This is a genomic window from Microbacterium sp. CFBP9034 (assembly GCF_034045255.1).
Classification (GTDB): Bacteria; Actinomycetota; Actinomycetes; order Actinomycetales; family Microbacteriaceae; genus Microbacterium.
In genome coordinates this window covers 1778833-1792012 of record NZ_JAXCWC010000001.1, presented here as the reverse complement: position 1 = coordinate 1792012, position 13180 = coordinate 1778833, and the positions used below count along the sequence as shown (strand labels likewise).

At 70.5% G+C, this 13180-nt stretch carries 12 protein-coding genes and 1 tRNA gene; 4 read left to right on the top strand and 9 right to left on the bottom strand.

Annotated features, from left to right (window positions below):
- Nucleotide 1 precedes the first annotated feature (1 nt).
- Both leuC and SOM19_RS08150 read right to left on the bottom strand, forming a co-directional pair.
- A complete protein-coding gene (leuC, locus tag SOM19_RS08155; protein ID WP_320486035.1) occupies nt 2-1480 on the bottom strand; it encodes a 3-isopropylmalate dehydratase large subunit in 1479 nt (492 codons plus the stop codon).
- A gap of 195 nt (nt 1481-1675) precedes the next feature.
- Entirely contained in the window at nt 1676-2749 is a 1074-nt protein-coding gene (locus SOM19_RS08150) for a TerC family protein (RefSeq protein WP_320486034.1), read from the bottom strand.
- Nucleotides 2750-3031: 282 nt separating this feature from the next.
- Here SOM19_RS08150 and SOM19_RS08145 point away from each other — a divergent pair, with 282 nt between their 5' ends.
- The 3 genes from SOM19_RS08145 to SOM19_RS08135 are packed head-to-tail and all read left to right on the top strand — an operon-like array spanning nt 3032 to nt 5239.
- Nucleotides 3032-3589 carry an RNA polymerase sigma factor gene (locus SOM19_RS08145; RefSeq protein WP_320486033.1) on the top strand — a complete coding sequence of 186 codons (558 nt, stop codon included), beginning with the start codon at nt 3032-3034 and terminating at the stop codon, nt 3587-3589.
- Entirely contained in the window at nt 3586-4731 is a 1146-nt protein-coding gene (locus SOM19_RS08140) for a DUF4349 domain-containing protein (RefSeq protein WP_320486032.1), read from the top strand. The genes SOM19_RS08145 and SOM19_RS08140 overlap by 4 nt, the downstream gene beginning before the upstream one ends.
- Before the next feature lie 37 nt (nt 4732-4768).
- A complete protein-coding gene (locus tag SOM19_RS08135; protein WP_320486031.1) occupies nt 4769-5239 on the top strand; it encodes a CinA family protein in 471 nt (156 codons plus the stop codon).
- Between the two features lie 28 nt (nt 5240-5267).
- On the opposite strand, the gene SOM19_RS08130 is transcribed toward SOM19_RS08135, so the two are convergent.
- From SOM19_RS08130 to SOM19_RS08120, 3 genes are all read right to left on the bottom strand, one after another.
- Nucleotides 5268-6794: an FAD-dependent oxidoreductase gene (locus tag SOM19_RS08130; RefSeq protein ID WP_320486030.1), complete on the bottom strand. Its 1527-nt coding sequence runs from the start codon at nt 6792-6794 to the stop codon at nt 5268-5270.
- A 10-nt stretch (nt 6795-6804) separates the two neighbouring features.
- Nucleotides 6805-7773, bottom strand: a complete 969-nt coding sequence (locus SOM19_RS08125; protein ID WP_320486029.1) for a TIGR03557 family F420-dependent LLM class oxidoreductase — start codon at nt 7771-7773, stop codon at nt 6805-6807.
- 312 nt (nt 7774-8085) lie between these two features.
- Nucleotides 8086-8161 (bottom strand) — tRNA-Glu (locus tag SOM19_RS08120).
- 107 nt (nt 8162-8268) lie between these two features.
- Here SOM19_RS08120 and SOM19_RS08115 point away from each other — a divergent pair.
- On the top strand, nt 8269-8907 hold the full coding sequence (locus SOM19_RS08115) for an MBL fold metallo-hydrolase (protein ID WP_320486028.1): 639 nt from the start codon (nt 8269-8271) through the stop codon (nt 8905-8907).
- A gap of 82 nt (nt 8908-8989) precedes the next feature.
- On the opposite strand, the gene SOM19_RS08110 is transcribed toward SOM19_RS08115, so the two are convergent.
- The 4 genes from SOM19_RS08110 to SOM19_RS08095 are packed head-to-tail and all read right to left on the bottom strand — an operon-like array spanning nt 8990 to nt 13106.
- Complete coding sequence (locus tag SOM19_RS08110; protein ID WP_320486027.1) at nt 8990-9259, bottom strand: HPr family phosphocarrier protein; 270 nt, start codon at nt 9257-9259, stop codon at nt 8990-8992.
- Between the two features lie 32 nt (nt 9260-9291).
- Nucleotides 9292-11346 (bottom strand): PTS fructose transporter subunit IIABC, encoded by a 2055-nt coding sequence (locus tag SOM19_RS08105; protein WP_320486026.1) that lies wholly within the window; start codon nt 11344-11346, stop codon nt 9292-9294.
- A 30-nt stretch (nt 11347-11376) separates the two neighbouring features.
- Nucleotides 11377-12330 carry a 1-phosphofructokinase gene (gene pfkB, locus SOM19_RS08100; RefSeq protein ID WP_320486025.1) on the bottom strand — a complete coding sequence of 318 codons (954 nt, stop codon included), beginning with the start codon at nt 12328-12330 and terminating at the stop codon, nt 11377-11379.
- Nucleotides 12327-13106 (bottom strand): DeoR/GlpR family DNA-binding transcription regulator, encoded by a 780-nt coding sequence (locus SOM19_RS08095; protein WP_320486024.1) that lies wholly within the window; start codon nt 13104-13106, stop codon nt 12327-12329. The genes pfkB and SOM19_RS08095 overlap by 4 nt, the downstream gene beginning before the upstream one ends.
- Nucleotides 13107-13180: the final 74 nt, after the last annotated feature.

Below are 13180 nucleotides of genomic sequence, written 5' to 3'. Positions count from 1 at the left end.
GTCAGGCCTCCGCTCCTGCCGTGGCGGGGGCATCGACGGCGATCGGCTCCAGGTCGGAGGGGCTGGACAGCGTGCCCCGGACGGCGGTGGCCGCGGCGACGAGCGGCGACACCAGGTGCGTGCGACCGCCCTTGCCCTGGCGGCCTTCGAAGTTGCGGTTGCTCGTCGAGGCGCACCGCTCCCCCGGCGCCAGTTGGTCAGGATTCATGCCCAGGCACATCGAGCAGCCGGCGAAGCGCCATTCCGCGCCGAACGCGAGGAAGACCTGGTCGAGCCCTTCGGCCTCGGCCTCGAGCCGAACGCGTGCGGACCCGGGGACCACCATGACCCGCACGCCCTCGGCCTTGGTGCGGCCTTGGATGACTGACGCGAAGGCGCGCAGGTCCTCGATGCGGCTGTTGGTGCACGAGCCCATGAACACCGCATCGACGGGAACCGCCTTCAGCGGTGTGCCGGCCTCGAGGTCCATGTACTCCAGCGCCCGCTCGGCGGCGGCGCGCTCATTCGGGTCGGTGAAGTCGGCGGGGCTCGGAACGACGTCCGACAGGGAGACGCCCTGGCCGGGGTTCGTTCCCCACGTCACGAAGGGCTCGAGCTCCGCGGCATCCAGGAACACCTCGGCGTCGTAGACGGCGCCCTCATCGCTCGGGAGCGTGCGCCAGTAGGCGACGGCGTCGTCCCAGTCCTGGCCCCGAGGCGCGTGGTCGCGGCCCTTGACGTAGGCGAACGTCGTCTCGTCGGGGGCGACCATGCCGGCGCGCGCACCGGCCTCGATCGACATGTTGCACATCGTCATGCGGCCCTCCATCGAGAGGGCCCGGACGGCGCTGCCGCGGAACTCGAGCACGTAGCCCTGTCCGCCGTTGGCGCCGAGCTTCGCGATGATGGCGAGCACGATGTCCTTGGCGGTCACACCGGGCTTCAGCTCACCCTCGACCGTGATCGCCATCGTCTTGAACGGCTTGAGCGGCAGCGTCTGCGTCGCGAGCACGTGCTCGACCTCGCTCGTGCCGATCCCGAAGGCCATGGCGCCGAATGCGCCGTGCGTGCTGGTGTGGCTGTCGCCGCACACGACCGTGATGCCGGGCATCGTGAGCCCCAGCTGCGGGCCGACGACGTGGACGATCCCCTGCTCCTTGTCGCCCAGCGAATGCAGGCGCACCCCGAACTCCTCGGCGTTGCGGCGCAGCGTCATGATCTGCGTGCGGCTGGTGAGGTCGGCGATCGGCTTGTCGATGTCGAGCGTCGGCGTGTTGTGGTCCTCGGTCGCGATCGTCAGGTCGAGACGGCGGACGGGGCGTCCCTCGGCGCGGAGGCCGTCGAAGGCCTGCGGGCTCGTGACCTCGTGCACGAGGTGCAGGTCGATGTAGATCAGATCGGGCTGGCCGTCCTCGCCCTTGACGACGAGGTGGTCGTCCCACAGCTTCTCCGCGAGAGTGCGCGGACGATCGGGGATGCCGGATGCGTCGGGAATGCTCATTGCTCTGTTCTCCTCGGAAGGGGGATCAAGCCCGCGACGAAACTCCGCGACGAGAGAGGCCTGGGAACTAGGACTCGTCGCGGCCGCTAAGGAGAAGTCGAGCGATCCGCACGGGCCTAGATTACCACCGGGTCCACGACCACCGGGCCCGCACGACGTCTCATGACGTCGTGACGGGCCCGGCCGAGGGTGCGATCAGTGGCCGCTGGGGCGCGAGGGCCCGTCCACCGTGGGCGGCGTGCCCTTCTCGTCCGCGACGACGGCGGCCGCGGCATCCGCAGTCTCCGCCTTCTTCTCGCGGGAGGAGGCGATGAGGCTCGCGATGGTGGCGACGGCCATGGCGACGATGATGACGCCGAGCGACATCCACGTCGAGATCTCCGGAGCCCACTCGATGGGCTCGCCGCCGTTGATGAAGGGCAGCTCGTTGACGTGCATCGCGTGGAACACCAGCTTGAATCCGATGAACGCGAGGATGAACGCGATGCCGTAGTGCAGGTAGCGGAGGCGGTCCAGCAGGTCGCCCAGCAGGAAGTACAGCTGGCGCAGACCCATGAGGGCGAAGATGTTCGCGGTGAAGACGATGAACGGGCTCTGCGTGATGCCGAAGATCGCCGGGATCGAGTCGATCGCGAAGAGCAGGTCGGTCACGCCGATCGCGACGAAGACGATGATCATCGGCGTCCACATCTTCTTCCCGTCCACGACGGTGCGGATCTTGGCGCCGTCGTAGTGGTCGCTGATGTCGATCGTGCGACGCAGGAGCCGGACGATGAAGTTCTCGCGCTTGACGTCCTCGTCGTGGTCGCCGCCCGGGAAGGCCTGCCGCCACGCGGTGAAGACGAGGAATGCCCCGAAGATGTAGAACACCCAGCTGAACTGCTCGATGATCGCGGCGCCGGCCAGGATGAACAGCCCGCGCAGGATGAGGGCGATGATGATGCCCACCATCAGGACTTCCTGCTGGTAGCGGCGGGGCACGGCGAACTGGCTCATGATCAGCACGAACACGAACAGGTTGTCGATCGACAGGCTGTACTCGGTGAGCCAGCCGGCGACGAACTGCCCCGCGAACTCCGGGCCGGCGATGATCCACATGATGCCGGCGAAGATCAGTGCGAGCGTGACGTAGAACACCACCCAGAGCGTCGACTCACGGGTGGAGGGGATGTGCGGGCGCTTGAGGATCAGCAGCAGATCGCCGAGCAGGATGAGGGTCAGGATGACCAGTGATCCGATTTCGAACCACAGCGGGAGGACCAGGTCCATGGAGGGCCTTTCGAAGGGGCGTTCAGAGGGTCGGTGGGAACCGAAAGTCTCTCCCCGCGGACCTGTCGGCCGCGGCGCGCACCCGGGGTCGCTCTGTCGGGACCCGTGATGACGGATGCGCGCTGTCGGGATACTCCCTCTCGCCCGACCAGGATACAGGCTGGCCGAACCGCATCTGCCGCCGCGAGACGAACGGCCCCCGGGCGACACTGAGAGGGTGAGAGACAATGGTGCTCCGCGACGACGCCTCCACCGGCGCCGGCGCAGGGCTGAAGGACGGGAATGTCACCACACATCGAGCGGGACGACGCCGCGCTCGTGGCGCAGGCCGCGAGCGGCAGCGAGCACGCGTTCCGTGAGCTCTACCGCGCGTACGTGCGTCCCGTCTACTGGATCGCGCACGGACTGGTCGGGAATGCGGCCGACGCGGAGGACGTGACGCAGGAGACCTTCCTGGTCGCGTGGCGCAAGCTCCCGGGCTTCGAGCTCGCGGGCGACTCGCTTCTCCCGTGGCTCGCCACCGTGTGCCGCTTCCAGGCGGCGAACCGCATCCGGAGGCAGAAGCGCGACCGCGAGCACACCGCTGCGGCCGCCGACGACGCCCTCCCGGCCGCGGTGGATGTCGAGCAGCAGGTGATCGACGGCGAACTGGCCGAGCGGATCCTGCAGGAGGTCGCGGGCCTGAGCGCCCTCGACCGCGACATCTTCCGGCTGTGCACGGCGCAGGGCTACGGCTATCAGGCCGCCGCCGACGAACTCGGCGTGGCGCACGGCGTGGTCAGAAATCGTCTCTCCCGCATCCGCACGCGACTGCGGACCGTTGTGAAGGAGAGCACATGAGCACCGAAGAGCGCATCGACGGGGCGGTCCCGACGCCGCTTCCGGAGCTCGCCCCCGAGCGCATCGACGAGATCGAGACCGCGCTGTTCGCCGACATCGCCAAGGACCGGCACACGAGGAGCGCACGCCGCGGCCGGTGGTGGATCGGCGGCGCCGCGGCGGCCGCGGTGATCGTGGTCGCTGCCGTGATCGCCCCGAGCGTGGGAACGATCGTCGGCGGCGCAGGCGGATCGAGCGACTCCGCCGTGGCGCCCGACGGACCCGCGGTGGCTCCGGAGAGCGACGGCGACCTCGGCGAGACCTTCACCGGTGCGGACGAGAGCGCCGGGCGCGGCGAGAGCGATGCCGGCGCGGCGGAGCTGACCGACGACGCCACCCGCGACATCATCACGAGCGCCTCCGCCACCCTCGAGGTCGACGACGTCCCCGTCGCGGCCGAGACCATCGCCGCGGCCGCGGAGGCGCGCGACGGGTACGTCGAGTCGATGAGCATCGGCCGGTCGGGTGAGGCGATCCCCGTCGACCCCGACACCGGCATCGCCTACGACTCGATGACCTACCCGTACACGCCCGACGGCGCGTGGATCACGGTCCGGGTGCCCGCCGATGAGCTCACCGGCATGGTGCGCGAGCTGTCGGCGCTGGGCCAGGTCACCGCGTCGTCGGTGAACCGCCAGGACGTCACCGAGCAGACCGTGGATCTGCGCGCGCGCATCGAGACGGCCGAGGCATCCGTCGACCGCCTCACGGAGCTGATGGGAGAGGCGACGAGCGTCGCCGACCTGATCGCCGCGGAGTCGGCGCTCGCCGAGCGCCAGGCCACTCTCGAGGCGTACCAGGCGCAGCTCGAGTCGCTCGAGACGATGGTGGCGATGTCGAGCCTCACCGTCACGCTCGTGCCGGAGACGGTCACCGTCGAGGCCGATCCCGCAGGGTTCGCCGATGGCTGGAACGCCGGCTGGAACGGGCTCGTCGCGACGCTCAACGGCATCGTGGTCGCGCTCGGGTTCCTCATTCCGTGGATCCTCGTGGCGGGGCTCGCCGCGCTCGTCGTGTGGGGCATCGTCCGGTTCGTGCGGCGTCGACGTGCCGCGAGGCGAGCGGATGCCGCGGCTCGGGCATCGGTCGACACTCCGGAGTGAGTCCCGCGTCGCGTGCGGCTGTCGCGAGAATAGGGCGATGACGGACCTGAGTCAGCAGCTGTCGGAGGCGGCTCGCCGCCGGGGGCTGCGCATCGCGGTGGCGGAGTCCCTGACGTGCGGCCTGGTGGCCGCCGGAGCCGGCAAGGGCGGGCAGGCGGAAGAGTGGTTCGGCGGCGGAGTCGTCGCGTACCAGTCGCGCACGAAGGAGTCGGTGCTCGGCGTCGACGCGGGCATCGACCCGACGTCGGCACGGTGCGCCGAGCAGCTCGCGCGCGGAGTCCGAACGCTGCTCGACGCGGACGTCGCCCTCTCGACGACGGGCGTGGGCGGTCCCGATGCCGAGGAAGGCCATCCTCCGGGCACGGTGTTCCTGGGCTGGGCCACGGCCGAGCGCACCGGTCACCGCGAGCTCGCCCTCGAGGGCGACCCCGAGCAGATCCTGGCGCAGACCGTCGACGCCGCGCTGGGCCTGCTCATCGAGGTCGTCGAGGGCGGCGTCGAGGCCTGACGGGGGGAGGCTGCTCCCCCCGACCCGTTCAGCCGTCCCTCGAGTCGCGATGCCGCTCGAGGGCATCCACGGCCGGGCCTTCGAGCACCTCACCCGTCGGAGTGAAGCGCGAGCCGTGCAGCGGGCAGTCCCAGGTGCACTCGGCGTCGTTCCACGTCAGGATGCCGCCCAGATGCGTGCAGACGCCCGACACGCGCCGGGTCGCGCCGCCCACCGTCGACTCGGCCACGGGCGACATGCCGCGACGGCGCACGTGCCCCGCGCCCTCGGCGGGCGGATCGTCGTCGGAGAGAGCCGACACGCCGACCTTCACCCAGTCCGCCACGAGGTGACCGCCGACAGCCGCGTTCACCTCCACGGCCTCGCCCACGTCGCTGAGGCCGGCGCGATGCGCGGTGAGCTTCTCCCCCCACGGCACGGGCCGCTCGAGCACCAGTCCGGCGAGCTGGAGCGCCGCTGCCACGCCGTTCGTCATGCCCCACTTGTTGTAGCCCGTGGCAGCCAGGATGCGGCCGCCGCCGCGGGGCAGCCGCCCGGCGTACGGCAGACGGCTGACACTGCGGTAGTCCTGCGCGGCCCACCACGTGCGCCGGCGGGCGCTCGGCCAGTGGGTGCGGGTCCAGTCGTCGAGCTCGGCGAGCAGCGAGGACGTCGGGTTCACCCGCCCCGGCGGGTGCGCGCCTCCGCCCACCACGAGCACGCGCGTCCCGACCGGCGAGGACTCCACACGCAGGGAGCGCGAGGGGTCGTCCACCGAGAGGAACATCCCGTGAGGAACGCGGGTGTCCGGCGGCAGCTCGTACGCCCCGACGAACGAGCGGGACGGTGCCAGCTTGGCGAAGAAGAGTCCGCGGTCGAGGATCGGCGATCCGGTGGCGAGCACGAGCGTCCCGCACCGCACCGGACCTTCGGCGGTCTGGACGACGACACCGCGGTCCGCCACCTCGGCGCCGGTGACGCGGCATCCGGTCACGATCCTCACGCCGCGTGCGCGAAGGCGAGCCGCGAGATACCCCAGCGCGATCATCGGCTGCAGCTGCTGCTGATCGCCGAGGCGCAGGGCGGCCGACACGTCGAAGGGCAGCCCCAGTGACGCGAGGCTCGCTTCGTGAACGGTCTCCACCTCGAGACCTGCGGCCGCGAGGGCATCGCGCTCGCGCTCGACCGTCCGGGCGCCGTCGGCGGTCACCGCGTACGTGATCGCGTCCTTCGTCTCGAACGCGCCGGTGACTCCCTCGAGCTGTTCGCGCAGCCACGCCTGCCCGGCACGGTTCGCCTCGAGGTAGGCGCGCAGCACCTCGTCCCCCGCGTGCGAGCGGATGCCCGAGAAGACGTCCCCCTGCAGCAGGCTGAGCTTGCCGGTGGTGTTCCCCGTGGTCACCGCCCCGACCGACCGCGCCTCGATCACGGTGACCCGCACATCGGCGTCGGTGAGCATCGAGGCGAGCGCCAGCCCCGTCAGCCCGGCGCCGACGATCAGCACGTCGGTCCCGCGCGGCGGCGACTCGTCGTCGTCCGGAATCGTCGGCGCGGTCTGTCTCCAGAGCGATTCCATCGGTTTCTCCTCAGCCCAGTGCGCGTACGCGCTCGAGCAGCGGGCCCGCGATCTCGTCCACGAAGCGCTGCTGCTGCTCGTCGCCGATCTGCACCAGCGCGACATCGGTGAAGCCGGCCTCGAGGAAGGGCAGGACGCTCTCGGCGAGCTTGTCGAGGTCGGGACCGCACGCGATCGCGTCGGCGACGTCCTCGCGCCGCACGAAGCTGCTCGCTGCCGCGAAGCCCGCGGGTGTCGGCAGCTCCGCATTCACGGCCCAGCCGCCTCCGAACCAGCGGAACTGATCGTGCGCGCGGTCGATCGCGGCATCCTCGTCCGGGTCCCACGAGATCGGCACCTGGCCGATCTTGCGCGACTCCCCGCGGTGAGCGGCATCCCACGCGGTCACGAGCCCCGGCTCCGGCGTGACGGCGATGAGGTGGTCGCCCAGAGGCGCGAACCGCTCGATCGACTCCTCCCCCGACACCGCGACGCCGAGCGGCACGCCGCCGTCGGGGGCGTCCCAGATCCGGGCGGAGTCGACGCGGAAGTACTCGCCGTCGTAGGTCACGAGCTCGCCGGTGTGCAGCTCGCGGATGATCTCAATCGCCTCGACCAGCATGCTCTGCCGAGAGTCGACGCTCGGCCAGCCCTGGCCCACGACGTGCTCGTTGAGGCTCTCGCCCGAGCCGAGACCCAGCACGAAGCGGCCTTCGGAGAGGACCTGCATCGTGGCGGCCTTCTGCGCGACGACGGCGGGGTGGTACCTGATCGTCGGGCACGTGACGTAGGTCATGAGCTCGAGCCGCGTCGTGGCCTGCGCCACAGCTCCGAGGACCGTCCAGGCGTAGGGCGAGTGCCCCTGGCTCACCAGCCAGGGCGAGAAGTGGTCGCTCGACACCGCGAAGTCGAACCCGGCCTCCTCGGCCGCCTGGGCGTAGCGGACCAGCTCACGCGGGCCGCTCTGCTCGGTCATGAGGGTGTATCCGAACCGCACCATCGGTCTCGCTCTCGTCGGGCGAGTCCGCTGCGGATGCTCGCGTCTTCCTCGAGGGTGCGCTCCCCCGGCGCGACGCGCGACGGGGTTGACAGTGGGAGACGGGCATCGCTACACGAGAGCGGCTGCCCAGCCTGCGACCACGGGAAGCGGGCAAAAAGGAAGCCCCGACCGTTACCACACAGCCGGGGCGAGACGAGTGAGAGCTCGCCTATCCCTCTCAGTGTACCGCACCGGACGGGCCGGCGATGACGACGCGGTCGAAACATCGCCGGAGAAACAGAAAATCCCCCGGTGACCGAGGGATTTTCTTGTTGGTGACCCCAGCGGGATTCGAACCCGCGTTACCGCCGTGAGAGGGCGGCGTACTAGGCCGCTATACGATGGGGCCGATCACGCAACCGTTCGATTATGCCATGTCCTAGGACCCCTCTCCAAATCGAGCGGGGAACCCGCGAATCGCTTGCCGGGCGCACGGCGTCGGAGTTGACTCGCACCATGCACGTGACCAAATTCGAGCACGCCACCCTGACCATCATCGAAGCCGGCAAGACGATCGTGATCGATCCCGGGTCGTTCACCGCACCGCTCACCGGCCTGACGGATGTCGTCGCGATCGTCATCACCCACGAGCACCCCGACCACTGGACGCCCGACCAGCTCGATCGCGTGCTCAAGATCTATCCCGGTATCCCCATCTACGGGCCGGAGGGCGTGGCGAAGGCCGCCGCCGGCTATGAGGTCACCACCGTCAACCCCGGCGACACGGTCGAGATCGAGCCCTTCACGCTGCGATTCTTCGGCGGGCGCCACGCGGTCATCCACGAGTCGATCCCCGTCATCGACAACGTCGGGGTTCTCGTCAACGACCGGTTCTACTACCCGGGCGACTCGTACGCGATCCCCGAGGGAGCGGAGGTGCACCTGCTGGCCGCGCCCGTCGGAGCCCCCTGGCTCAAGATCGGCGAGGCGATGGACTTCGTGCTGGCGGTCGCTCCTCGGCAGGCCTTCGGGACGCACGATATGACGCTCTCGGTGGCCGGGAAGGACATGGGCCGGGCACGGCTCCGCTGGGCCGTGGAGCAGGGCGGCGGCGAGTTCCTGGTGCTCGACCCGGGCGAGGCGACCGACCTCTGAGGAAGCGCGCCGGACTGACAGACGACGGATGCCGCGCGGCTTCGGTCCGCGGCATCCGTCGTCTCGTCGCTCGGGAGAGCGTCTATTCGGCGTCGAGATCCGTCTCGAGCAGCGTGACCAGTTCGTCGAGCGCCTGCTCGGATCCGTCCCCCTCGGCCTTGAGTGTCACGACGGTACCATGCGAGGCGCCGAGGCCCATCAGAGACAGGATGCTGCCGGCGTTGAGGTCGGGGCCGCCGTCCACCGCGATCGTCACGGGGATCTTCTTCTCCTGGACGGCCTGCACGAACAGCTTCGCGGGACGCGCGTGCAGCCCTGAGCTGCTCGCGATGGTGGCCTGACGTTCTGCCATTTCTCTCTCCTTGTTGTTCGGTTGTGAGGTCGTTACGCGGCGACGGCTTCGAAGGGCGCCTCGGCCTGTGTGAGCTCCTTGCGGCCCACCCACTTCTTGAGGGCGATCACCAGGAGCGCGGTCACGACCGTACCCGCCGCGAGCGCCACGAGGAACCCCCAGATCGGCTGGATCGCGAACAGGACGAAGAGTCCGCCGTGGGGGGCGAGCGACTGGACGCCGAACGCCATGGCCAGACCGCCGGTGATCGCACCGCCCACCATCGACGCCGGGATCACGCGCAGCGGGTCTGCCGCCGCGAACGGGATCGCGCCCTCGCTGATGAAGGCCGCCCCGAGCAGCCACGCCGCCTTGCCGTTCTCGCGCTCGACCGGCGGGAACAGGTCGCGGGCCATGACCGTGGAGGCGAGGGCCATGGCGAGCGGCGGCACCATGCCGGCGCACATGACCGCGGCCATGATGAGGTACGGCGTGGGGTTCTCGGCCGAACCCGCGGCCAGGCCCGCGACCGCGAAGGCGTACGCGACCTTGTTGACGGGACCGCCCAGGTCGAAGCACATCATGATGCCGAGGATCACGCCCACCACGACGACTCCCGCGGTACCCGCGAGATCGTTCAGCCAGACGTTCAGCCACTCCATCAACGTCGCGATGGGGCGGCCGAGGAAGAGGATCATCAACCCCGACGCGACGATCGAGGCCAGGATCGGGATGATGACGACCGGCATCAGGCCCCGCAGCCAGCGCGGCACATCCATGCGCGCGAACCACCACGCGACCACGCCGGCGAGCAGACCGCCGATGATGCCGCCGATGAAGCCCGCGTTCATGATCACGGCGACCGCGCCCGCGACGAAGCCCGGTGCGATCCCAGGACGGTCGGCGATGGCGAAGGCGATGTAACCGGCGAGCGCCGAGACGAGGAAGCCCATCGACGTCACGCCGATCACATACAGCACGGAGCCCAGATAGAGCCCGAGTCCGCCGGGAGGGAGGTCCCAGAGGGAGTTGTCGATGATGATGTCGAACGCCTGGTTGTCTGCGTTGACATCGACGCCGCCGAGGAACGGCAGGAAGCTCAGGGCGATCAGCAGACCGCCGCCGGCCACGAACGGGATCATGTAGCTCACACCTGTGAGCAGGATCCGCTGGATGCGCGCGCCCATCGAGATGTTCGACGCGGCGGCGGTAGCGGTCGACGAGGTCGCCGTGCCCGTGACGCGCGCCGCGTTCGGGTCGTTGGCTGCTGCCACGGCCTCGCTGACCAGCGCCGCCGGGTGCTCGATGCCGCGCTTGACCCCCGACCGGACGACGGGCTTGCCGGAGAACCGGTGGATCTCGCGCACGTCCACGTCGGTGGCGAAGATGACGGCGTCGGCGTTGTCGATGACCTCCTGCGGGATCGCCTTGTAGCCGCTCGAACCCTGCGGTTCGACGACGAGGTCGATGCCCGACTTCTTGCCCTGCGCCGTCAGCGCGTCGGCCGCCATGAAGGTGTGGGCGATGCCCGTGGCGCACGAGGTCACCGCGACGATCCGCGCGGGGCGCCCGTCGACGAGCAGGTCCTCCCCTGCGGTGACAAGAGCGGCTGCGGGTGCTGCGGCGCGAGCGGGAGCGGGAGCGGCGGAGGCATCCCCCTCCCCGATCGCGTTGCGGACGATCGTGACGACCTCGTCGTTCGAGCGTGCGGCGCGCAGGCCGCTCGTGAAGTCGTCCTGCATGAGGCTGCGCGCGAGCTTCGAGAGCACCGCGAGGTGCGCCTCGGCCGCGCCCTCGGGAGCGGCGATGAGGAACACCAGGTCGGCGGGTCCGTCATCGGCGCCGAACGCCACGCCGGGGCTCAGGCGCGCGAACGCCAACGAGGGCTGGGTCACGGCTGCGCTCTTGGCGTGCGGGATCGCGATGCCGCCCGGCAGGCCGGTCTCGTCCTTCTGCTCGCGCGCCCAGGCATCGGCGAACAGCGCCTCCGCGTCGGTCGCGCGACCCTGCGCGACCACGCGTGCGGCGAGCGCGCGGATGACGGCGGCCTTGTCGGCGCCGAGACCGACGTCGAGACTGACGAGGTCTGGGGTGATGGTCTGGGACACGATGACCTCCAAAGGTCGGTTGTGGCTGGGTCAGGCGGTGGGGACGAGGCGGGTGACGACGACGTCGCCCGAGGGAAGGTCGGCGGGCGCGGGCGCCTGCGTGCCGGGAAGGGATGCCGCGGCGGCGCCGTAGCGGATGGCCCGGCGCAGCCGCTCCTCCGGACCGGCGCCGTCGGCATCGGCGAGCACGTAGCCCGCGAGCGAGCTGTCACCGGCCCCGACCGTGCTGGCGACGCGGATCCTCGGCGAAGCGGCGGTCCAGGCTCCGTCGGCCGAGACGAGCACCGCCCCGTGGGCTCCGAGCGTCACGAGGGCGGCGCCCACGCGTGAGGGCACGAGCTCGCGAGCGACGGCGACCACGGCGGCGGCGAGGTCGCCACCCGGAAGCGCCGTGCCGGTGAGCCCGGTCAGCTCTTCGTCGTTGGGCTTGATGAGGTCCGGCGCGCCGCGGTCGACGACCGCCGTGAGGGCCGCCCCGGATGTGTCGACGGCGATCCGCGGAGCGTCCGGCCCGTGAGCGGCCCGGACGGCCGCGATGACGTCGACGTAGAAGTCGGCCGCGACGCCGGGAGGAAGCGAGCCGGCGAGCACCAGCCAGCGCGCGCCGGCGCAGGCCTCGACCACCGTGCGGACGACGGCCGCGGCATCCGCAGGCGTGAGCGTGGCGCCCGGCAGGTTGAGCTTGGTCGTCACTCCAGCGGGATCGGTGATCGTGATGTTCGCGCGGACATGTCCGCGCACCGGGACGCGCCGGGTCTCGATGAGCGCTGCCCGCAGTGCCCCGTCGAACGGGTCGTCGGACGCGAGCGGAAGGACCGCCACGGTCTCGACGCCCGCCGCCGAGATCACGCGGGCGACGTTGATCCCCTTCCCCCCGGCGTCTTCCCGCGAGCTGGCGGCCGATTGCACGTCGCCGGGGCGCAGGGCTTCGTCGAGGATGATCGTCCGATCGAGGGACGGGTTGGCCGTGAGCGTCACGATCATGCGATCCACACCTCCACGCCGGCGTCCGAGAGCGCGGCGGACAGTTCAGGGTCGGGCGCGGCATCCGTCACCAGCACGTCGACCTCGGCGAGCGGCGCGAAGCCGACGAGCAGTTCGCGCCCGAGCTTCTCCGCGTCGGCCACCACGACCACGCGCCGCGCCGAACGCACGATCGCGCGCTTGACCGCCGCCTCATCGGGGTCGGGCGTGCTCAGGCCGAAGCCGGCGGAGACGCCGTTGGTGCCGATGAAGGCGACATCGGGCCTCATGCTCTCGATTGCGCGCACCGTGTCGGCCCCGACGGCAGCGGCGGTGAGACCGCGCACACGCCCGCCGATGAGGGTGAGCGCGGCGTTCGGGGTCGCGGCCAGAGCACTCGCGAGCGTGAGCGCGTGCGTGACGACCTCGATGGAGCCCGCGGAGACGAGCGGCGCCAGGTGGGTGGCGACGGCGGCGGTGGTGGTGCCGGCGTCGAGGAAAACGGATCCCCGGAAGCCGTCGGCGACTGCTGCCACGGCGCGGCGGCCGATGGCGGACTTGGCCGCGCTGTGACGCTGCAGCCGTTCGACGAGCGGAGGCTCGGTGGTGCTGGCGCGGTCTGCTGCCACGGCTCCTCCGTGAACGCGGCGCAGCGCCCCCGAGGACTCCAGCTGGGCGAGGTCTCGACGCACGGTCTCGGTGGTCACGTCGAAGCGGTCTGCGAGTTCGACGACGCTCACGCGTCCGTCGACCGCGAGCGTGAGCTCTATCTGCTCCTGGCGCTCCGTTGCGTACACGGCTGACCCTCCGTTGGATTCCCACAGGCTACAACACAAATCAACATAAAACAATAGTCGGTGATCCGTACCCG